This window comes from Streptomyces sp. CA-278952 (assembly GCF_028747205.1).
GTDB lineage: Bacteria > Actinomycetota > Actinomycetes > Streptomycetales > Streptomycetaceae > Streptomyces.
Map to the genome: position 1 here is coordinate 4,349,993 of NZ_CP112880.1, position 20,199 is coordinate 4,370,191.

At 73.0% G+C, this 20,199-nt stretch carries 21 protein-coding genes; 11 read left to right on the forward strand and 10 right to left on the reverse strand.

Annotated features, from left to right (window positions below; translation table 11 throughout):
* The first annotated feature begins 141 nt into the window (after window positions 1–141).
* From N7925_RS19470 to ygfZ, 3 genes are all read left to right on the forward strand, one after another.
* Complete coding sequence (locus tag N7925_RS19470; RefSeq protein WP_274344607.1) at window positions 142–714, forward strand: FABP family protein; 573 nt, start codon at window positions 142–144, stop codon at window positions 712–714.
* 134 nt (window positions 715–848) lie between these two features.
* The gene (locus N7925_RS19475) at window positions 849–1,397 is read left to right on the forward strand and encodes a Fur family transcriptional regulator (RefSeq protein ID WP_274344608.1); all 549 of its coding nucleotides are present in this window, start codon (window positions 849–851) and stop codon (window positions 1,395–1,397) included.
* Window positions 1,398–1,406: 9 nt separating this feature from the next.
* Window positions 1,407–2,372 carry a CAF17-like 4Fe-4S cluster assembly/insertion protein YgfZ gene (gene ygfZ / locus N7925_RS19480; RefSeq protein WP_265600815.1) on the forward strand — a complete coding sequence of 322 codons (966 nt, stop codon included), beginning with the start codon at window positions 1,407–1,409 and terminating at the stop codon, window positions 2,370–2,372.
* A 27-nt stretch (window positions 2,373–2,399) separates the two neighbouring features.
* On the opposite strand, the gene dtd is transcribed toward ygfZ, so the two are convergent.
* A complete protein-coding gene (gene dtd / locus N7925_RS19485; protein WP_265600816.1) occupies window positions 2,400–2,849 on the reverse strand; it encodes a D-aminoacyl-tRNA deacylase in 450 nt (149 codons plus the stop codon).
* Window positions 2,850–2,964: 115 nt separating this feature from the next.
* Between dtd and N7925_RS19490 the strand changes: the two genes are divergently transcribed.
* The 3 genes from N7925_RS19490 to N7925_RS19500 are packed head-to-tail and all read left to right on the forward strand — an operon-like array spanning window position 2,965 to window position 5,936.
* Window positions 2,965–3,621 (forward strand): RsiG family protein, encoded by a 657-nt coding sequence (locus N7925_RS19490; RefSeq protein WP_274344609.1) that lies wholly within the window; start codon window positions 2,965–2,967, stop codon window positions 3,619–3,621.
* Window positions 3,622–3,671: 50 nt separating this feature from the next.
* Window positions 3,672–4,658 (forward strand): asparaginase, encoded by a 987-nt coding sequence (locus N7925_RS19495; RefSeq protein WP_274344610.1) that lies wholly within the window; start codon window positions 3,672–3,674, stop codon window positions 4,656–4,658.
* Window positions 4,659–4,682: 24 nt separating this feature from the next.
* The gene (locus N7925_RS19500) at window positions 4,683–5,936 is read left to right on the forward strand and encodes a GNAT family N-acetyltransferase (RefSeq protein ID WP_274344611.1); all 1,254 of its coding nucleotides are present in this window, start codon (window positions 4,683–4,685) and stop codon (window positions 5,934–5,936) included.
* A 126-nt stretch (window positions 5,937–6,062) separates the two neighbouring features.
* On the opposite strand, the gene N7925_RS19505 is transcribed toward N7925_RS19500, so the two are convergent.
* Window positions 6,063–6,905 (reverse strand): ABC transporter permease, encoded by an 843-nt coding sequence (locus tag N7925_RS19505; protein WP_265600820.1) that lies wholly within the window; start codon window positions 6,903–6,905, stop codon window positions 6,063–6,065.
* The gene (locus tag N7925_RS19510; protein ID WP_274344612.1) at window positions 6,898–7,959 is read right to left on the reverse strand and encodes an ATP-binding cassette domain-containing protein; all 1,062 of its coding nucleotides are present in this window, start codon (window positions 7,957–7,959) and stop codon (window positions 6,898–6,900) included. Before N7925_RS19510 ends, N7925_RS19505 begins: the two co-directional genes overlap by 8 nt.
* Before the next feature lie 194 nt (window positions 7,960–8,153).
* On the opposite strand from N7925_RS19510, the gene N7925_RS19515 reads away from it, so the two are divergent.
* Together N7925_RS19515 and N7925_RS19520 are read left to right on the forward strand one after the other, a co-directional pair.
* Window positions 8,154–8,957 carry a TetR/AcrR family transcriptional regulator gene (locus N7925_RS19515; protein WP_274344613.1) on the forward strand — a complete coding sequence of 268 codons (804 nt, stop codon included), beginning with the start codon at window positions 8,154–8,156 and terminating at the stop codon, window positions 8,955–8,957.
* A gap of 19 nt (window positions 8,958–8,976) precedes the next feature.
* Window positions 8,977–9,681: a TetR family transcriptional regulator gene (locus tag N7925_RS19520; RefSeq protein WP_274344614.1), complete on the forward strand. Its 705-nt coding sequence runs from the start codon at window positions 8,977–8,979 to the stop codon at window positions 9,679–9,681.
* A 67-nt stretch (window positions 9,682–9,748) separates the two neighbouring features.
* On the opposite strand, the gene N7925_RS19525 is transcribed toward N7925_RS19520, so the two are convergent.
* From N7925_RS19525 to N7925_RS19540, 4 genes are all read right to left on the reverse strand, one after another.
* Window positions 9,749–10,552 carry a phosphotransferase gene (locus N7925_RS19525; RefSeq protein ID WP_265600824.1) on the reverse strand — a complete coding sequence of 268 codons (804 nt, stop codon included), beginning with the start codon at window positions 10,550–10,552 and terminating at the stop codon, window positions 9,749–9,751.
* Window positions 10,549–11,247, reverse strand: a complete 699-nt coding sequence (locus tag N7925_RS19530) for an HAD family hydrolase (RefSeq protein ID WP_274344615.1) — start codon at window positions 11,245–11,247, stop codon at window positions 10,549–10,551. The genes N7925_RS19525 and N7925_RS19530 overlap by 4 nt, the downstream gene beginning before the upstream one ends.
* Before the next feature lie 461 nt (window positions 11,248–11,708).
* Window positions 11,709–12,563, reverse strand: a complete 855-nt coding sequence (locus N7925_RS19535; protein ID WP_274344616.1) for an alpha/beta fold hydrolase — start codon at window positions 12,561–12,563, stop codon at window positions 11,709–11,711.
* A 548-nt stretch (window positions 12,564–13,111) separates the two neighbouring features.
* Window positions 13,112–14,209 carry a barstar family protein gene (locus N7925_RS19540; protein WP_443032350.1) on the reverse strand — a complete coding sequence of 366 codons (1,098 nt, stop codon included), beginning with the start codon at window positions 14,207–14,209 and terminating at the stop codon, window positions 13,112–13,114.
* A 154-nt stretch (window positions 14,210–14,363) separates the two neighbouring features.
* Here N7925_RS19540 and N7925_RS19545 point away from each other — a divergent pair, with 154 nt between their 5' ends.
* The 3 genes from N7925_RS19545 (at window position 14,364) to N7925_RS19555 (ending at window position 16,082) form a co-directional block, all read left to right on the forward strand.
* On the forward strand, window positions 14,364–14,837 hold the full coding sequence (locus N7925_RS19545; RefSeq protein WP_265600828.1) for a helix-turn-helix domain-containing protein: 474 nt from the start codon (window positions 14,364–14,366) through the stop codon (window positions 14,835–14,837).
* A 35-nt stretch (window positions 14,838–14,872) separates the two neighbouring features.
* The gene (locus N7925_RS19550) at window positions 14,873–15,589 is read left to right on the forward strand and encodes a hypothetical protein (protein WP_274344618.1); all 717 of its coding nucleotides are present in this window, start codon (window positions 14,873–14,875) and stop codon (window positions 15,587–15,589) included.
* Between the two features lie 148 nt (window positions 15,590–15,737).
* Window positions 15,738–16,082: a DUF2516 family protein gene (locus N7925_RS19555; protein WP_265600830.1), complete on the forward strand. Its 345-nt coding sequence runs from the start codon at window positions 15,738–15,740 to the stop codon at window positions 16,080–16,082.
* Here N7925_RS19555 and N7925_RS19560 read toward each other — a convergent pair.
* The 3 genes from N7925_RS19560 to N7925_RS19570 all read right to left on the reverse strand — a co-directional run bounded on the left by N7925_RS19560 (window position 16,064) and on the right by N7925_RS19570 (window position 20,104).
* Window positions 16,064–17,500: a PP2C family protein-serine/threonine phosphatase gene (locus N7925_RS19560; protein WP_274344619.1), complete on the reverse strand. Its 1,437-nt coding sequence runs from the start codon at window positions 17,498–17,500 to the stop codon at window positions 16,064–16,066. The two genes, N7925_RS19555 and N7925_RS19560, sit on opposite strands and share 19 nt — an antisense overlap.
* Before the next feature lie 401 nt (window positions 17,501–17,901).
* Complete coding sequence (locus N7925_RS19565; RefSeq protein ID WP_274344620.1) at window positions 17,902–18,984, reverse strand: C40 family peptidase; 1,083 nt, start codon at window positions 18,982–18,984, stop codon at window positions 17,902–17,904.
* Window positions 18,985–19,318: 334 nt separating this feature from the next.
* Complete coding sequence (locus N7925_RS19570; RefSeq protein WP_265600833.1) at window positions 19,319–20,104, reverse strand: class I SAM-dependent methyltransferase; 786 nt, start codon at window positions 20,102–20,104, stop codon at window positions 19,319–19,321.
* Window positions 20,105–20,199 lie beyond the last annotated feature (95 nt).

Consider the following 20,199-nt stretch of genomic DNA (forward strand, 5'->3'; position numbering starts at 1 on the left):
CCTGCTGATCCTGGTCTGCGTGGGCGTCACCGCCTTCGCCGCGATCACCGTGAAGAAGCTGTACCAGGGCCAGCGCTGACCTTCGCCGTCCCCACGGTTCCCGCCCACCCTTCGCACCCTCACAGATCGTCTGAGCCGCTCATGATCGAGATTCCGTCCGACCTCCACCCGGACCTCGTCCCGCTGGCCTTCCTCCTCGGCAACTGGGCGGGCGCGGGCGTGTCCGACTTCCCCGGCGCCGAGAAGTGCAACTTCGGCCAGGAAGTCACTTTCAGCCACGACGGACGTGACTTCCTGGAGTACGTCTCCCACACCTGGGTCCTGGACGACGAGGGACAGCAGGTCCGGCCGCTGGAGACCGAGACCGGTTACTGGCGCATCGACAAGGACCGCAAGGTCGAGGTCGTCATGGCCCGCGACCAGGGCGTCATCGAGATCTGGTACGGCGAGCTGGCCCACCAGAAGCCGCAGATCGACCTGGTCACCGACGCGGTGGCCCGCACGGCGGCCTCCGGCCCGTACAGCGGCGGCAAGCGGCTCTACGGGTACGTCAAGAGCGACCTCATGTGGGTCGGCGAGAAGGCCACCCCCGAGGTCGAGCTGCGTCCGTACATGTCGGCGCACCTGAAGAAGGTCGTCACCCCCGAGGAGGTCGCCGAGATGGCGCGGAACCTCGAGGACATGCCCGACGACGGCATCGCGTTCTTCAAGTAGGGATTCCGCGGGCAGGAATTCCCGGGGCAGGGATTCCCCGGGCAGGGACTCCTCGGGCAGGGAATCTCCCCCGTCGGAAGCCCGCCCGGGGCCGGGGCTGCTGCCCGGTGCTCGCCCCGCCCTACACTGGGCGTGTGGTGAGCACCGACTGGAAGACCGATCTTCGGCAGCGCGGCTACCGGCTGACGCCCCAGCGTCAGCTCGTCCTGGAGGCGGTCGACGCCCTGGAGCACGCGACCCCGGACGACATCCTGTGCGAGGTGCGCAGGACCGCGTCCGGCGTGAACATCTCGACGGTATACCGGACCCTGGAGCTCCTGGAGGAGCTCGGTCTGGTCAGCCACGCCCATCTGGGGCACGGCGCCCCCACGTACCACCTGGCCGACCGGCACCACCACATTCACCTGGTCTGCCGGGACTGTGCGGACGTCATCGAGGCGGATCTCTCCGTCGTCGCCGACTTCACCGAGAAGCTGCGCGCCGATTTCGGCTTCGAGACGGACATGAAGCACTTCGCCATCTTCGGCCGCTGCGCGGGGTGCGCGGCCGCGAAAGCGGCGGTGGACGGCGTGGCGGACGAGGCCGCGGGCGGGGTCGTGGACAGTGCCTCCGGCGGGACCGGCGGCCGGACCGCCGACGCGGGTGCGAACACGCCAGCGAAGGGCGCCCCCGCCAAGTCGTAGGCTGGGCGCATGAAGAGCCCCCTGCTGTCCCTGCCCGGTGCCGTTCCCGCCGAAGGCCGCGACGAAGGCGTCGCCGCGCACTACGGCGACCTGTTCCGCGAGCAACGCGCGCTGGCCGACGGCAACGGCTTCGTCGACCTCTCCCACCGGGGCGTCGTCGCCGTCACCGGCGACGACCGGCTGAGCTGGCTGCACCTGCTGATCACCCAGCACGTCAGCGACCTCGCCCCGCACCAGGCCACCGAGGCGCTCATCCTGACCGCCAACGGGCACATCGAGCACGCGATGTATCTGGTCGACGACGGCACGACGGTGTGGATGCACGTCGAGCCGGACACCCAGGGCGAGCTGATCGCGTACCTGGAGTCGATGAAGTTCTTCTACCGGGTCGAGGTCGCCGACCGCACCGGCGACACCGCCGTCGTCCACCTCCCGGCCGGTTCCATCGCCGAGGTCCCGGACGGGGCGGCCGTACGGGAGACCCCGCAGGGCCGGGACCTGTTCCTGCCCCGCGCCGGCCTGGAGGCGTACGCCGCCGCCCACGGCCCCGCCGCCGGGATCCTGGCGTACGAGGCGCTGCGCGTGGAGGGCCACCGGCCGCGCGTCGGCTTCGAGACCGACCACCGCACCATCCCGCACGAGCTGGGCTGGATCGGCGGCGCCGTCCACCTCCAGAAGGGCTGCTACCGGGGCCAGGAGACCGTCGCCCGCGTCCACAACCTGGGGAAGCCGCCGCGCCGGCTCGTCTTCCTGCACCTGGACGGCAGCGAGGTGCACCTCCCCGGACACGGGACGCCGGTGCGGCTGGCCGCCGACGGCCAGGAGGGCCGCCAGCTCGGCTTCATCACCACCTCGGCCCGCCACCACGAGCTGGGCCCGATCGCCCTCGCCCTGGTCAAGCGGAACGTGGCCGTCGACGCGGAGCTGCTCGCCGGCGACACGGCGGCCGCCCAGGAGACGGTGGTCGAGCCCTGAGGGCTGTCCCGGACACTCCGCGTACGGCTACACCTCGATGATCACCGTGAACGGGCCGTGATTCGTGAGCGAGACCCGCATGTCCGCTCCGAACCGGCCCGTCTCCACCTGCGCCCCCAGCGCCCGCAGCCGCGCCACCACCTCGTCCACCAGGGGTTCGGCCACCTCGCCGGGAGCGGCGGCGTTCCACGTGGGCCGGCGGCCCTTGCGGGCGTCCCCGTAGAGAGTGAACTGAGAAATCACCAGGAGGGGGGCGTTCACATCCGAACAGGACTTCTCGCCCTCCAGGACGCGCACCGACCAGAGCTTGCGGGCCAGCTGCGCGGCCTTCTCCGGGGTGTCGTCATGAGCGACCCCGACCAGCACACACAGGCCCTCGCCGACGATCTCCCCGACGACTCCGGGGGCCGAGGAGCCGTCCGTCGCACCCGCGACGGAGACGCTCGCACCGTCCACTCTCTGTACCACTGCACGCATACAGACCAACCTATCTTGGGCTGAACGGGTACAGAGCACCTGCATCGGCACCGTGCGGAGTGGCACGATGCACGATGTCGGTGTGCCGACGCACCGGTCGAGGGGACGGAACAGCATGAGTACCTATGGAGCCGGACAATCTCCCGGTGCCGTACCGGGCGAACGTCACCGCACCAGCACCCTGCGGTCGCCCGTACAGCGCAGTCTGCCGGGGCAGGGTCCCGTACCGCCACCCGCGACGCCCGCGGCAGCCGCCGCCGTGCCCGAGCAGGCCGGCGGCGACGCGGGCTTCGGCGGGCTGCGGCTGCCGGAGCTGCGGGCGCTGCGCAGGGACGCCCAGCGCGACGAGGCCGATCTCAGTTACGTACGCCGGCTGGTGCAGGGCCGGATCGACATCCTCCGCGCCGAACTGGCCCGCCGCCGGGGTTCGGAAGCCCCGGTGGAGGACGCGGCGGTGGTGAGCCGGCTCTCGGAGATCCTGGCCGACGCGCCGTCCCGGCACCGCACCTCCGCGCGGCACGTCACGCTGACGACCCCGCGCGGCGACGAGTTCCGGCAGCTCGCCGCCGAGAACCTCGCCGAGGTCGAGCTGTCCGACCTGGAGGCCCGGACGGACGAGGAGCTGCACACGGCGATGGGGCGGCTCGTCCGCTACGAACAGCAGGTCTCCCGCCGCCGTCACCAGCTCCAGCGCACCGCCGACGATTGCGGCGCGGAGATCGCCCGCAGGTACCGTGACGGGGAAGCACAAGTAGACGACCTGCTCGCCTGAAGCGACCCTTCCGGGCGCGGGTCCCGCACCCCCGTCCCCGGAAGGCCACCATGACGTCCACCGACGCCCCGCCCGCCATATCCTCCGCCCCGGCCCCCGCCCCGCCCGTCCTGGCCGAGGTCGTGCGCTCCGGCTTCACGGAGGGGCACCACCGGGGCTCGCTGGTCCTGCTGGCCGCCGACGGCAGCGTGGAGCGGGCGATCGGCGATCCGGCGGCACCGGTCTTCCCCCGGTCCTCCAACAAGCCGATGCAGGCCGCCGCGATCCTGCGGGCCGGCCTCGACCTCTCGGGCGAACGGCTGGCGCTGGCCGCCGCGAGCCACTCCGGGGAGCCCTTCCACCTCGACCTCGTACGGGAGATGCTCGCCGAGCACGGGCTGAGCACCGCCGACCTCCAGACCCCGCCTGACCTGCCGCTGGACCCGGTGGAGGCGGAGGCCTACCTCGCGAACGGGAACGTGCGCGAGCGGATCACGATGAACTGCTCCGGCAAGCACGCGGCCATGCTGGCCGTCTGCGTCCGCAACGGCTGGGAAACCGCCACCTACCTCGACCCCGCCCACCCGCTCCAGCGGCTCGTGGGGCAGGTCGTCGCCGAGGCGGCGGGCGAGCCCGTCGCGGCGCTCGGTACGGACGGCTGCGGGGCCCCGCTGATGGCGATCGGGCTGACCGGCCTGGCCCGCGCCTTCCGGTCCTTCGTGCTGGCGGAGCCCGGGAGCGCCGAGCGCCGGGTCGCGGACGCGATGCGCGCCCACCCGGAGTACGTCGCGGGCACCCGGCGTCCGGACACCTGGCTGATGCGCGAGGTGCCGGGGACGCTCTCCAAGATGGGCGCCGAGGCGGTCCAGGCGGTGGCGCTGGCCGACGGCCGGGCCCTCGCCTTCAAGATCGACGACGGCGCCACCCGGGCGCTCGGCCCGGTGCTGGCCCGCGCCCTGGAGCTGCTGGGCGTGGACGCCCCCGTGGTCGCCCGGATCGGGCGTGCGCCGTTGCTGGGCGGGGCGGCGGAGGTCGGGGAAATTCGCGCGACATTCTGAGGGGAGCCTGTCTAGCGTGAAGGGATGAGCCTCGATGTCCGTAACGTCACCGCGTCCGAGTTCCCCGAGTGGATGAGGGCGGTGGGCACCGGCTTCCTGACCGCCGGCAAGGGGCCCGGCGAGGAACTCGTCGCGGACCGGCTCGCCGATGTCGACCTCTCCCGCGCGCAGGGCGTCTTCGACGCCGGGCGCTGCGTCGCGACGTTCCGCTCGTTCGCCCAGGAACTGACCGTCGTCGGCGGAGCCACCGTGGCGGCCGACGCGATCACCGCGGTCACGGTGACGCCCACGCACCGCCGGCGCGGACTGCTCAGCCGGATGATGGCGACGGACCTGGCGGCGGCCAAGGAGCGCGGCGACCTGGTCGCCTCGCTGATCGCCGCCGAGTACCCGATCTACGGGCGGTACGGCTTCGGCCCCGCCGCCCGCAACGCCGTGTGGGAGGTCTCCGTGCACCGGGCCGGCCTCGATCCGCGCCGCTCGGGACAGCCGGCGGGCGGCGGCCGGATCGAGATGGTGGACGGCGCGGACATCCGCAAGATAGGCCCCGAGGTGCATGCGGCGTTCGCGGCCCGGCAGCCCGGCGTCGTCACCCGGGACGAGCGCTGGTGGCGGCTGCGCACGGGGGTCGCGCCCCGCCCGGCGCACGACAAGTGGACCGAGCCGTTCTACGTCGTGCACCGCGCCGCGGACGGTGAGATCGACGGCCTGATGACGTACGGCGTGGACGACGAGTGGGGCGACGCCATGCAGCCCCGGAACACCGCCACCGTACGGGACATGATCGCGCTGAACCCGGCGGCCGAGCGGGCCCTGTGGCACTACCTCTGCTCGGTCGACTGGGTCACCACGGTCCGCTCGGGCCACCGCGCCCCCGACGATCTGCTTCCGCTGCTGCTGCCCGACCCGCGCGCGGCCCGGATGATCACGGACACGGACTGGCTGTGGCTGCGGATGCTGGACGTGCCGCGCGCCCTGGAGGCCCGGACCTACGGCACCGAGGCGTCGCTCGTCCTGGACGTCCGGGACGACGCGGGGCTGGCCGGGGGCCGCTTCCTGCTGGACGCCTCGGCCTCCGGCGCCCGGTGCGTCCCGACCACCCGGAGCGCCGATCTGGCCCTGGACGTGGCCGAGTTGGCGACGCTGTATCTGGGCGACGAGTCCGCGCGGCGGCTGGTGGACCTGGACCGGGCCGAGGAGCTGCGGGCGGGTGCGGCGACGACGGTGGACGCCGTGTTCCGTACGGGCCGGCGGCCGTGGTGCCCGGACGTGTTCTGAGTCCGGTCCGCTGCCGCCGGGACCGGACCGGGACAGGTACCGCTGGCCCGGAGCCGGTGGTCAGCCGGCCCGGAGCCGGTGGTCAGCCGTCCCGGAGCCGGTGGGCAGCGGGTCCGGAGCCGGCGGTCAGCGGGTCCGGATCCGGAACAGCGTCCCCGAGACGCCGATCGCCACGGCGAGCATCCCCGCGGCCCAGGCGAGCGCGATCCAGGGGGTGTTGCCCACTTCCTGGCCGAGCAGCAGCCCGCGCAGGGACTCGATCGCCGGGGTGATCGGCTGGTGGTCGGCGAAGCCGTGCAGCCAGTCCGGCATGTTCTCGGTCGGGACGAACGCGCTGCTCGGGTAGGGCAGGAACGACATGAAGAACGTGAAGCCGCTCGCCGCCTCCGGGGTCCGGGCCAGCAGGCCGATCGCCGCCGAGATCCAGGACAGGGCCACGATGTAGGCCACCAGCACGACGCCCACCACGAGCCAGCCGCCCCAGGAGGCGGCGGGGCGGAACCCGATCAGCAGCGCGACGCCGAAGACCAGGGCGGTGGCGCAGAGGTTGCGGACGGTGCTGGCCGCCACGTGCCCGGCCAGTACCGGCGTACCGCCCACGTCCAGGGAGCGGAACCGGTCGATGATGCCGCCCTTCATGTCCTCGCTGACGGCGGTGGCGGTGGTCGCGGCGCCGAACCCCGCGGACAGGAGCAGGACGCCCGGCACGACGTACATGACGTACGAGTCGTAGTCCGTTCCAGTGTCGATCGCGCCGCCGAAGAAGTAGACGAAGATCAGCATCAGCATGATCGGCAGAGCCAGGGACGTGATCAGCGCGTCGGTGTTGCGGCTGCTGATGCGCAGGGCGCGTGCGGCCATGACGGCGGTGTGGGTAAGCGGACCGGGCCCGGGGCCGGGGTCGGGGCGCAGCGCGGCCCCGCCGGTGTGCCGGGCCGGGGTTCCGCGCCGAACGGCGGTGTCAGACATGGGTGGATGCCTCCGGAGTCGTGGGCGCCTTCGAGACGTTCGCGACGTTCGCGACGTTCGCGACGTTCGAGGCCTTCGAGGCCTTCGAGGTCAGGTCCAGGAAGACGTCGTCGAGGGTCGCGCTGTGCAGGCTGAAGCGTTCGATCGCGTGGCCCGTCGGGTCGATCTCGTCGAGCAGGGCGCGCACCTGGGCCGCCGAGCCGTCGGTGGGGAGACCGAGCGTCAGGGTCTCGGGGGAGTGGTGGACGGCCCGGCCGGCCAGCCGGAGGTAGGCCTCGTTGCTGGTGAGGACCAGGTCGAGACGGTGGCCGCCGACGCGGGACTTGAGGTCGGCGGCGGTGCCCTCGGCGACGATCCGGCCCCGGTTCAGCAGGGCGATCCGGTCGGCGAGGCGGTCGGCCTCCTCCAGGTACTGGGTGGTGAGCAGGACGGTCGCCCCGCTCGCGGCCAACCCCCGTACGAACTCCCAGAGTTCCTGGCGGCTGCGCGGGTCGAGGCCGGTGGTCGGCTCGTCCAGGAAGAACACCCCGGGCTCCGGTGAGCCGACGAGCCCGGCCGCCAGGTCGAGGCGGCGGCGCATGCCTCCGGAGTAGGTCCGGGCGGGGCGGCGGGCCGCCGCGGTGAGGTCGAAGCGTTCCAGCAGCTCCCCGGCCCGACGCCGGGCGTCGGCCCGGGAGAGCCCGGTGAGCCGGGCCATCATCCGCAGGTTCTCCTCGCCGGTCTGGGTCTCGTCGACGGCGGCGAACTGCCCGGTGAGGCTGATCGACCTGCGTACCGCGCTCCGCTCGGCGACGACGTCGTACCCCGCGACGCGGGCGGAGCCGGAATCGGCCTCGGTCAGCGTCGCGAGGATCCGCACGGTGGTGGTCTTGCCGGCCCCGTTCGGCCCGAGGAGGGCGAAGACGGTGCCGCGCCCGACCTGGAGGTCGATGCCGTCGAGGACCCGGACGGCGGGCTTTCCGTAGGACTTGGTGAGGCCGTACGCCTCGATGGCGTCGGTGCCGACGGCGTTGCCGTCGCTGCCGCTGTCGGTGGTTCCGGTCGGACCGGTCACGGTCGGGCCTCCTTCTGCGTATGTCATACGCGTTACTGCGTAAGCATTACGCATCTCTAGGATGGGGTCAAGGCGCACGGGGGCGCGGGGCGTGACGGCGGCAGGGCGGCGGCAGGGCGGCGGCAGGGCCGAGTTGTCGGGATGCCGGGATGTCCCGTTGTCGGGATGCCGGGTTGTCGGGCGAAGGGGATGCGGTGGCGGAGAAGAACGGCGCGGGCGGCGGCGACCTGCCGGCCAGCCTGGAGGCGGCCTGGGGGCTGCGGGGCCGCCCGGCCAAGGGCCCGAAGCCCGGCCTGAGCCTGGAGCGGATCGTGGCCGCGGCGGTGGGCGTCGCGGCGGCGGACGGGCTCGCGGCCGTGTCCATGGGCCGGGTCGCCCAGGAGCTCGGCGCGTCCACGATGTCCCTGTACCGGTACGTCTCCGCCAAGGACGAGCTGTACGTCCTGATGCACGAGGCGGCCATCGGCCCGCCGGAGCCCCTCTCCTCAGTGGAGGCCGGTGCGGGCTGGCGGGCGGCGCTCACCGAATGGGCCTCCGCGCAGCGCGAGCGCTACCACGCCCACCTCTGGGCGCTCCGGATCCCCATCGGCGGCCCGCCCGCGACCCCGAATTCGATCGCGTGGTGGGAGCAGGGGCTCCAGGCGCTGGGGGGCAGCCGTCTCGGCGAAGGTGACAAAACCTCGGTGATCCTGCTGGTCTCGAACTTCGTGCGCAGCGAGGCGCTGATGATGAGCGACCTGGCGGCAGCCGTCGCCGCGCGCGGGATCACGCCCGAGGAGTTGATGGCTTCCCACGAACGCACCCTCAAGCGGCTCGTCGACCCCGAGCGGCACCCGGGGATCACCCGGCAGCTGGAGACCGGGGTCATGAGCGAGCCGGACGAGGCGGACTACGAGTTCGGCTTCGGCATGGGCGTGCTGCTGGACGGGGTGGAGGCGCTGGTCCGTAGGGCGACCGGCGGCTCCGGCGCCTCCGGCGGCGATGTCGAGTCCCCTTGAGGGCGGGGGCGTACGCTTCATGGTCATGAGCGGAGAGGAAACCGGGAGCGGGCCCGGGAGCGGGGCCGATGTGCGGGTCCCCGGCCGGACGTCGGAGCGTCCCCCGGCACCGGTCGGTCTGCGGGAGCGCAAGAAGCGGCTGACCTATCAGGCGGTCTCCGACGCGGCCATCACGATGTTTCTGGAGCGCGGCTTCGACAAGGTGTCCGTGGCGGAGGTGGCGGCCGCGGCGGACATCTCCAAGCCGACGCTCTTCCGGTACTTCCCCGCCAAGGAGGACCTGGTCCTGCACCGGTTCGCCGACCACGAGGAGGAGTCCGCCCGGGTGGTCGCCGAACGGCCCCCCGGCGAGAGCCCGCTGGACGCCCTGCGCCGCCACTTCCTCGACGGCCTCGACCGGCGCGACCCGGTGACCGGGCTCTGTGACGTACCGGAAGTGCTCGCGTTCCTCCGCCTGTTGTACGGAACGCCGTCCCTGGTCGCCCGCATGTACGCCTACCAGGGCCGCTCCGAGGCGGCACTCGCCCGCGCCCTCGGCGGCGGGTTGCCCGCACGGCTCGCGGCCGGGCAGATCGTCGCCGTCCTGCGCATCCTGGCCCTGGAGAACTGGCGGCGGATCGACGCGGGGGAGAGCGCGGAGGGCGTCCACGCGTCGGCGGTACGGGCGGCCGAGCAGGCGTTCGTCCAGTTGCGGACGGGGCTGGAGCCTCAGCCGCGTAGCTGAAGGCGTACGGGGGCGGGCGCCCTTCACTGGTGCGCCCGGGCGGCAGACCCTGGCCGCTTCACGGTGGTCAGGCGGCGAGCAGGGCCGCGGTCAGCGCGCGGCGGTGGTCCGCCAGCCAGGTCTGGTGCCGGTCCCACACCGCACGCCCGCTCTCCTCGTACGCCGCCGTGTACGCCGCGTCGCCCCGCTCCACCCGCCGCTCGACGAACGCCCGGCACACCGCGGTGGCCTGCTCGATCACCCGGGGCAGGGCGGCCCGGTCCGCGCGCCCGAGCACGTAACCATCGGCCAGGACGCGCAGCCGGTGCGACGGGTCGAGGCCGGCGCGGCCCCGCATCGGCGCCCAGTAGCGCGCCACCATGGCCACGTCCCACACCGGGCGGCCGGGCGCGGCCAGGTCGAAGTCGATGAGCGCGGCGGCGCGGCCGTCCCGGAACACCACGTTCTCCAGGCACGCGTCGTTGTGGCAGACCACCGCGCCGGGAGCCGTCACCCCCTCCGGGTCGGCCAGGTCGGAGGGCCAGTGGGCCGCGCGGTCGAACGGAACGCCCGCCGCCGCGTCGTGCATCCGCCGAAGCAGCACGCCCACGGAGCGCAGGGCCTCATCCGTCCAGGCCCAGGGCGGATGCGGGGCGATGGCGACCTCGCCGGGCACGTACGTGAGCCGCTCGCGGAGCCCGGAGGAGGAGACCCCCAGGGGTACCGGCACCCCGTCGAACCCCTGGTCCCGGAGGGCCCGGAGGTGGGCGTGCAGGGCGGCGGCATGCGGTGGGGCGGGGCGTTCGACGGCGTCGCCGTGACGGACGACGGTTCCGGCGTTGGCCAGCCCGCCGGACAGCACCTCCGGGTCCCGGCCCGCGGCGCCCGTCACCCACGCTCCCCGGCGTACTCTGCGCACGGCCCCAACGCCCTGCGCAGATCGGCCGGTTCACGGTAGAGGGCGCCGGTCATGCCGAGGGCGGTGGCGGCGTCGACGTTCTCCTGTCGGTCGTCCACGAACAGGCACCGGGCCGGCGGTACGCCCGCCCGCCCGGCCGCGATGCGGTAGATCGCCGGGTCGGGCTTGGCCACCTGCTCCACCGCGCTGCTCACGACCGCGTCGGCCAGGTCGGACAGGCCCAACAGGGCTAGATCAGCGCTCAGTTGGGGGGTCGCGTTGGTGACGATCACCAGGGGGACGTGGGTCCTGGCCCGGCGCAGCAGTGCCACCACCTCCTCGTCGGCCCAGAACGGCGCGTCCGCGAGTGCCCGGCCCAGTGCGCGGGCCCGGTCCGCGCCCACCCGCTCCACGAGCCCGGCGGCGATGGCCGCCACCCAGGCGTCCGGGGTGATCCGGCCCAGGAGCAGCGGGAGGTCGACCTCGGGTGCGTAGGCGATGCCGGTCGTGGTGCCCTCCGGCAGTCCGGCGGCCCGCTCCAGGGCGGCGAGCGGGGCGGTGTCGTAGAAGCGGACGACGTTGTCGAGATCGCAGAGCACGGCGTCGAAGGCGCGCCCCCCAGGGGCCGGAGGGGCCACGGGAGGTGCTGCCGGAGCGTCGTTGTCGCGGGTGGTGGATCGCGTACACATGCTCGGTACCGGACTCCTGCGGTGGCTTTCGGCGTGGTGCGCCGGGGGCGGAGGGACGTGGTCGGCCATAAACGGCCGCCGGACCGTTCATGGCCGACCACTGCCGCCCTTGCGGGCGGCCCGCGGGACGTCACGCGTCACCGTGTGTCCCACACTCGGCGGCGGTCAGCCGGTCAGCGCGCCGGCCAGGTCACCGGGCCCGCCTCGCCGTCGGCCACCGGGCGGTTGCCGCTGCGGTAGCCGCGTACGGCGCTCGTGGTGACGGTGGATACGAGGGCCTACCCGCATGGACGATAGGGCCGGGCGGTCGCCCGGTCAGGGGCCCACGGGCCTATTGGCGGGCCCAACACGCGTATGAGTGGACGGAGTTCCGTACCGGCCCCGCCTACCGCTCGGTCCCCGGCGGCTCCTGCGCCCGGCCGGGGACCCGGGGCGTCCGCTTTCCTCGGCCGGGCCGGCGGTCAGAGCGCCGCGAGGTCGGCGAGCAGCTCGGCGGCGGGCTTCGGGTGGACGAGCCAGCGCAGGTGACTGCCGGCGAGCGTCCGGACGTCGAAGGGGTTGTCGGGCGTGAGCGTGTCGGCCTCGCGGATCATGCGGTCCTGCACGGCGGGCGGAACGCTGGCGTCGGCGGCCAGGCGGACGTAGGTCCTGGGTATCCGGCCCCAGGTCGTGGCCTGTGCCCGGTCGGCGGCCGTACCGGCGTCGAGGTTCTCGTCGCACTGGAAGGTGCTGAGGAAGGTCCGGAACTCGTCATCGGTGAGGTCGGCGGCGAAGGCCTGCTTGAGCGCAGTGAGCGCTGTCGGGTCGGCCGTGCGGAAGTTGAAGCGCAGCAGCCCGAGTTCGGCCGGGTTCCCGACGAGTGCGGCGGTGAGGGCTCCCGCGTCGACGTCGGCCATCTCCGGCTGGGCGTAGTAGTCGCCCACCTCCAGCTCGACGGGGCACCAGGCGGAGACGTAGACGATCCGGTCGATCAGGTCGGGCCGGGCGTTGGCGACGGCGGTGGCCGTGATGCCGCCCCTGCTGTGGGCGACGAGGACGGTGGGGCCGTTCCGCTTGGCCCGTTCGAGGACGTCGATCACGCGGGCGGCGTTGTCCGCGAGCGTGACTCCCTTGATGCCTCCCGGCTCCGTGGCGAGGGCGGCGAGATCCTGGGGAGCCTGGTAGGACGTCGGCGAAGTCGCCTCGAATCCGTGCCCCGGGAGGTCGACCGCGACCGATCGGTGCCCGAGCAGGGCGAGTTCGGCCTGGAGCGGCGCGAACGAGAACGAGTTTGCGAAGGCCCCGTGGACCAGGATGAACGTCGGTTGAGTATGCATGCTTCAGCCTCCAACAGAACGATCTTCGGAACAAGATCCGACGGCGGGAAGGCGCGCTTGCCGCGAACCCTGGGCCGCTCCTGGGCGGTTCGCGAACCTTGAGCCGCTCTTGGGCGGTTCAGAGCTGGTCGGCCACGCAGTAGGCGCTGGATCTGGTGAGAGTCCGACCCCGTCAGCGGTGATGGAACTGATACGCCCGACCCACGAGTCTGGCGTGAGGGGGGCCAGACGATGCCGATCTCGACACCGTGGAAGGTGCGGGTGAGGTCCGCCAGTGGCGTGAGGACCGCCGTCTGCACGTCCTCGAGGGCTGTGTCGGTGGGCATCGCGACCTGCCGCATCCACCACCCTTGTCGTCGGCGATGAACGTGTAGGGCCACCCGTCCTGCCCCGCCAGCAGGATGATCTCCCGCGGTATACCGAAGGGAGGTCGCTTCTTCCTCGTCCTGTGCCGTCTCGCCACGGCGCCATCCAACCCGACGGACCGCGAGGTCGGAAGTCAGTATGTCCAGCGCGGTCTTCGCCCCGCAGATCCCGCCGGCGCCGGTTCATGCCAGGGTGACATCCATGCCACCCTCGGCCAGGGACTCAAGGACTTCGGAGAACAGGTCGTAGGGCTGGCCATCCGGTGTCAGGGCGTGGGACAGGTACCCGCGTGCGGTCGCTGCGTCTCGCCAGAGCAGGGTGGCGGGGGCGGTGTAGCCGAAGGTGCCGCGCAGGCAGTCGTCAAGGGCGGCGAGACAGCCGCCGAAGTAGCCGCCCGGCCCGTTGACCGCCTCGCCGAGTGCCAGGTAGAGGGCTGGTTGGTCGGTGATGTGCCGGCCGTCGAGTTCGTAGGGGTGACCGGCCGGCCGGTCACGGTGGGTACGCAGGCAGGCCCGCTCCTGGACGAGGTCATGCCAGGCCCCGCGGCGGCGGGTATCGAGGCCGGCCCAGGCGTTCACGGCGTCCGGCGGCCCGGAGAGCCACCGCTCCCAGACGGGCCGGGCGTATTCGGGAACGGGTGTGAAGCGGCCCGCGTCGAGCTCCAGGTCGATCAGGTCTGCTCCGCATGCGGACGGACGCCAGCCACTGACTGTGGCCCACAGCGGTCGATCAGCAAGCAGCTCGCCTTCGCCATCCCGTATCTCCAGAGCGGCCTCCTCCAGATCCAGCGCCCGCCGGGTCCCCTTCATCAGCGCCGCTCTCAGCTGATCACTCGGGGCGAGCCCCCGCAGGACCAGCGGGGGTGGCGCCTCGTTGGACGGCAGGATACGGGTGAACTCCCGGCAGGAGCCCAGCCAGCGGTGCCCGTCGTGCAGGCGGACGCGCCCTCTGTAGCCCTCGGGCGGACCTTCGCAGTCGTCCATGCCGGTGAGCGACAGATTGTCCGTCCCGCGCAGTTCCCCCAAGCGCTCTGCGTCCTCCAGTAGCCAGGCGTCGAGTGGCTCGTCGTCCGGCACCAGCCACACCCGGCTGCCGAGCCAAGCGCGTACGCCGGACACCTCCGGCACCCAACCGAACAGCTCGTACGTCCCACGCTGAGGTTCCCCGAACAGCCCCTCCGCCTCGGCGCAGACGCCCCAGACATGGCCGTGCTCGGTCTCGGTCAGCGTGTACCGGGCGCTGACGCGCTCGTCCCCGTTCTCATGCACAGCGGCAATGATGCCCCGACATTCCGACGACGGAGTCGGGCCGTCGCCGGCCGGCTGCGCACGTGCTCGGTGTCAGTCGGCGGCTCAGGCGCCCAGCGCAGGTGGCGCGCGACACTTTTGCAAGCATGTGCTTGCAAAAGTTAGCAAGGGTGTGCACTATCGGGTCATGGCATCACTCAACGTCGGCAATCTCGGTGAGTACCTGCGGGAGCAGCGCCGTGCAGCGCAGCTCTCGCTGCGGCAGCTCGCCGATGCGACCGGGGTGTCGAACCCGTATCTCAGCCAGATCGAGCGCGGTCTGCGCAAGCCCAGCGCGGACGTGCTCCAGCAGGTCGCCAAGGCGCTGCGGATCTCGGCCGAGACCCTGTACGTACGTGCGGGGATCCTCGACGAGCGGGAGCGGGAGGAGCTGGAGACGCGGGCGGTCATTCTGGCCGATCCGTCGATCAACGAGCGGCAGAAGAACGTGCTGCTGCAGATCTACGACTCCTTCCGCCGCGAGAACGGATTCGTCCCAGGCCCCGGCGCGGACGGGAGAGCGGACGCCGACGCCGACGACGCCGCGGGCGGCGACGCCGGGCCCCGTAACGGCGACGGCGCCGGTGCGGACGCCACCGAAGACCAAGACCCTCACAGCTGAACAGCTGGTTCTGATGATCCGGGAGGACCACAGTCATGGCCATCACCGATGACCTGCGCAAGACCCTCACCGACCCCACCCCCCTCTACTTCGCCGCCGGCACGGCCGACCTGGCCGTGCAGCAGGCGCGCAAGGTTCCGGCGCTGATCGAGCAGCTGCGGGCCGAGGCGCCCGAGCGGATCGACGCGGTGCGCAACACCGACCCCAAGGCCGTGCAGGAGAAGGTGACCACGCAGGCCAAGGAGGCCCAGGCCACCGTGCAGGCGAAGGTCACCGAGGTGTTCGGTTCGCTCGACGCCGCCGACCTGAAGAAGCTGGGCGAGAGCGCTCAGGACCTGGCGCTCCGCAGTGTGGGCGTGGCCGCCGAGTACGCGATCAAGGCCCGGGAGACGTACGAGAAGGTCGCCGAGCACGGCGAGCAGACCGTACGGACCTGGCGCGGGGAGACGGCCGAGGAGATCGTCGAGATCGCCGCCGTCGTCGAGGCCGAGCCCCAGCCGAAGGCCGCGCCCGCCGCGAGGCCGGCCGCGACCAAGCCCGCGCCCGCCGCGACCAAGCCCGCCGCCCCGGTGAAGCCGGCCGTGAAGCCTTCCGCGACCAAGGCCGCGCCCTCCGCGACGAAGGCCGCGCCCGCCGCTGCCAAGCCCGTCGCCCCGGTGCAGTCCGCCGAGGCCAAGGCCGCGCCCGCCAAGAAGGCGCCCGCGCCGCGCAAGCCCGCGGCCAGGAAGACCCCGCCGACCGCCGGAGAGTGACCCCACGGGTCCTTCCGGGGTGCGGCGGGGAGCGGTACGCGTGACCGGGGCGCGGGGCGGGCACCTTTACCGGTGGCCGGCTCGTTGTCCCGGTACCTTGGCCTTTCCGGCCGCAGGGCGTTCATCCACTCACTAGGCGGTACACCCCATGTTGCTCTCAGCGTTCGGCTCGCTCCTCCAGCTGCTCTATCTGGCGATGCTGGTGCTGGCCGTGGTCGCGTTCGTCTTCGCGGCGACCGCCCGTGAGGACGCCTACCGTGCCGCGGACAAGAAGAAGAAGTCTTTCTGGCTGGTGATCCTCGGTGTCGCCGTCGCCGTGAACCTGCTGATCCCGATGCTCTTCCTGCAGCTCGCGGGTGTGGTCGCGTCGATCGTGTTCATGGTCGACGTGCGCCCCGCGCTCAAGGCGGTCTCGGGCGGCGGCGGCGGTGGTGGCCGCAGCGGTGGCTCCAGCAGCGACGGTCCGTACGGTCCTTACAACGGCGGGCGCTGAGCCCTCGCCGCCCTCACGGACGGGGACGGCGGCCGGTCGACGGACGCGGGGTGGGAGCGCGGTGCGCTGCCGCCCCATCGTCGTATCTGCTCCGGGTCGCGGCCCAGCAGCAGGACCGCCACGTCGTCGGTCAGCTCGCCGCCGTGTCGCTCCCGCACCTCGGCGACCGCCGCCTCCAGCAGCTCCTCGCCCGCCAGCCCCTGTTCCAGCCGGCTGTTGACCATGGCGACCATGCCGTCCTGGCCGAGCCGCTCGCTGCCGCCGTTGCCCACGCGCCCCTCGATGAGCCCGTCCGTGTACATCATCAGGCTCCAGGCGCCGCCCAGCTCGACCTGACGGCGCGGCCAGCGGGCCCGCGGCAGCAGCCCCAGGGCCGGGCCGCCGTCCTCGTACGGGAGCAGCCGGGCGGGCAGGCCGTGGCGGGCGAGCAGCGGTGCGGGATGCCCGGCCAGGCAGAGTCCGGCCCGTCGCCCGTCGGGTGCGATGTCCACGGTGCAGAGCGTCGCGAAGATCTCCTCGCTCTGCCGCTCGTGCTCCAGCACCTGCTGGAGCGTGGAGAGCAGCTCGTCCCCGCACAGCCCGGCCAGGGTCAGCGCCCGCCAGGCGATCCGCAGCTCGACGCCGAGCGCCGCCTCGTCCGGGCCGTGTCCGCAGACGTCGCCGATCATCGCGTGCACCGTGCCGTCCGGGGTGCGGACGACGTCGTAGAAGTCGCCGCCGAGGAGGGCGCGGCTGCGGCCGGGGCGGTAGCGGGCGGCGAAGCTCAGGCCGGAGCCGTCCAGCAGCGGGGTGGGGAGCAGGCCGCGTTCCAGGCGGGCGTTCTCCTGGGCGTGCAGCCGGGACTCGGTCAGCTGGTGCTGGGCGATGTCGGCGCGCTTGCGCTCCACGGCGTAGCGGATGGCGCGGCTCAGGACGCGCGCGTCCAGCTCGCCCCGGAAGAGGTAGTCCTGTGCCCCGACCCGGACCGCCTCGGCCGCCAGCTCCGTGTCGTCCTGCGCGGTCAGCGCGAGGACCGCGTGCAGCGGCGCGATGCGGAGTACGTGGGTGAGGGCCGCCAGCTCGTCGGCCCGCGCGGAGACGGGCTCGGGCAGCTCGGGCAGCTCGGGCTGCGATCCGCCGGACGTGCCGGTGCCTGCCGTCCCGGCGTCCGTGACGGGCGAGCCGGGGCCGGATCCGCCGCCCGTGAGGGGCAGCGCCAGGTCCAGCAGGATGCAGTCGACGTCGTCGGTGAGCAGCCGCGCGGCCTCGGTGAGGTTGCGGGCGGTACGGATACGGACGCGGGTCCCGGCCGCTGCCGAGAGTTCGGGGACCGTGATGGTGGTGCCCGCCGGGTCGTCCTCGATCACCAGCAGGGTGAGGTCGCCGTGTGAGGTCTCCGCAGCGGGAACGGAGCGCTGCTGCGGTACGGGTACGGGCATCGGTTCGAGTTTCCTTCCCTCCCCCCGAGGGCGCGGCGGGTCGACGATCGACGATCCGCCAGTCGGGGACGATAGCGGTCCGCGGTGGGGTAACGGAATGGCGCACCGGGGCCGGCCCCCGCCGGACGCGCCGTCATAAGCCGCGTCCCGACACGGATCCGGCGCGATGGGCCGCCCTGACGGCGGAGAAGCGCGCATGACAAACATCACGCGCCCGCGGGCGGCGGCGTGGCCCCGCTCACGTGGCCCGGCTCCCGGTCTCGGGAGGGCCGCGTCTCCGACCGGGGCGCCCCGGTCCTGCGGTCGTGCGCAGGGGGCCGGTCCTGCGGTCCTGCGCAGGGGGGCCGGTCCCGCGTATCCGTCCGGTCGCCGTCGGCCTCGGCGTATCTGTCCGGTCGGTCCTACTTGTCCGGGCGGACCACGCCGAGGATCTTCATCGAGCCGGCGCCGGCCAGCGTGACGTTGCGGCCGGGGCGCGGGGCGTGGACGATCGAGCCGTCGCCGACGTACATCCCGACGTGGCTGGCGTCGGCGTGGTAGATGATCAGGTCGCCGGGGCGCATGTCCTGGATGTCGATACGCGGCAGCAGCCGCCACTGCTCCTGCGAGGTGCGCGGGATCGTGCGCTTCGCCGCCAGCCACGCCTGCGAGGTCAGCCCCGAGCAGTCGTACGAACCGGGGCCCTCGGCTCCCCAGACGTACGGCTTGCCTATCTGCGCCGTCGCGAAGGCCACCGCGGCCGCTCCGCCCTCGCTCGCCTCGCCGCTGACGTCCATGACGGGGCCGGAGGAGAGCCAGGCGGTCTGCGCCCTGTCCGCGGCGTCCCGCTCCAGTTGGCGGAGCCGGTCGCGCTCCTTCTTCTCCAGCTGCGATTCGAGCTTCTCCGCGGCCTTGATCTGGGCGTTGATCTTCTTCTTGGCCTTGGCCTGCTTGACCCGGGTCGTCTCCAGCTTTTCCCAGTTGGTGCTGGCGTCCTGGGTGTACGTCTCCAGGTCCTGCTGGGTCTGGGTCAGATCGGTCAGGAGCGACTTGGACGCCTGCTGACTCTGGCGGACCTGGTTGAGCCCGTCCAGGAACAGCTTCGGGTTGCTGCTCAGGGCCAGCTGCGCGCCGGGCGGCAGGCCGCCGTTGCGGTACTGCTCGCGGGCCTGGGCCCCGGCCCGGTCCTTCAGGGCGGCGATGCGCGCCTGGCCGTCGACGATCGCCTTGGCCAGCTTCACGATCTCGCCGGACTGCTTCTCCGTCTGCTCCTCGGCGAGGTTGTACGCGTCCGTCGCCGCGCCCGCCTTCCGGTACAGCGTGTCGATCTGCTCGCGGACCTTTTCGAGGTCGGCGTTGGAGTAGCGGGGCGGCGAGCCGGCGGAGGCGGACGGGGAGGGCGAGGGCTCCGGGACCGGGGCGGCCATGGCCTGGCCCGTGGACGTCAGCAGGGCCAGCGCACAGACCAGCGTGATGGCGGCAGTGGCGCGGTGGCGTCGGTTCACGAGCTCCCCCTCCGGGTTGTTACTCCGGGCCCGCCTCCGGGCGAAGGCGACAACGTGCATCTGATTTACCGTCAGTAACTTCTCGGCAACGTCGCGATCGTGCCATGTCGTCCCGTAAAGCAACAGGGGCCGACGGTACCTGACGCGGCACCTACCGCCCCCACAGGGCTACTTCGTCACGATGGCCCCCGGCCCGCCTGCCCCGCCCGCTCGGCCTGCCCCCCGCGCGCTCCACTGCGACCTGCGCCCTCTCCCCTCACTGGGACGAACGATGCCCCTGCGGCGTTCCCGGAGCGGAGGATGTTTGCCCTTCCGGGCAAGGCGGGGCAAGGCGTCAGTGGCTGTTGGGCCGCAGCGCGTCCCACGGCACGGTGATCTCGCCCTGCCGCCACCGCCGTACCCCGTCCGTCACCGGCCAGTCGGCCGACACCGTCCGCACCGCCGCGATCCAGCGCTGCCGAGCGCCGAGCGAGGCGTACGGGGAGGCCGTCGCCCAGGCCCGGTCGAAGTCCCGCAGGAACGCGTGGACCGGCTCCCCCGGAACGTTGCGGTGGATCAGTGCCTTCGGCAGGCGTTCCGCGAGGTCCGAGGGGCGCTCCAGCGAGCCGAGCCGGGTCGCGAAGGTGACCGTGCGCGGCCCCTCGGGCCCCAGCGCCACCCAGACGTGCCGGCGCCCGATCTCGTCGCAGGTCCCCTCCACCAGGAGCCCGTCGGGCGCGAGGCGGGAGCGCAGCCGCCCCCAGACCTCGGCGACCTGGTCCTCGTCGTACTGGCGCAGCACGTTCGCCGCCCGGATGAGCAGCGGCCGGGCGTCGAGCGGGACCTCGAAGCCGCCGTGCACGAAGGTGAGGCCCTCGCGGGCGTACGGCTGCGCGGCGGCGACCCGCTCCGGGTCGATCTCGATGCCCGCCACCACGGTGCGCGGCTCGGCGGTGCGCAGCCGGTCCAGCAGCTCGACCGCGGTCCAGGGGGCCGCCCCGTAACCGAGGTCGACGGCGACCGGCGTCCCGGCGCGGCGCAGGGCGGGGCCGTGTGCGTCGGCGATCCAGCGGTCCATGCGGCGCAGCCGGTTCGGGTTGGTGGTCCCGCGGGTGGCGGTGCCGATGGGGCGCTGACGCATGGGTCGAGCGTATGCGACGGGGCGCCGGCGCATGGGTCGAGCGTGTGCGACGGGCCGGGGCGCGGTGGCTGCCCGGACGTCCCGCCGTCGCCGCG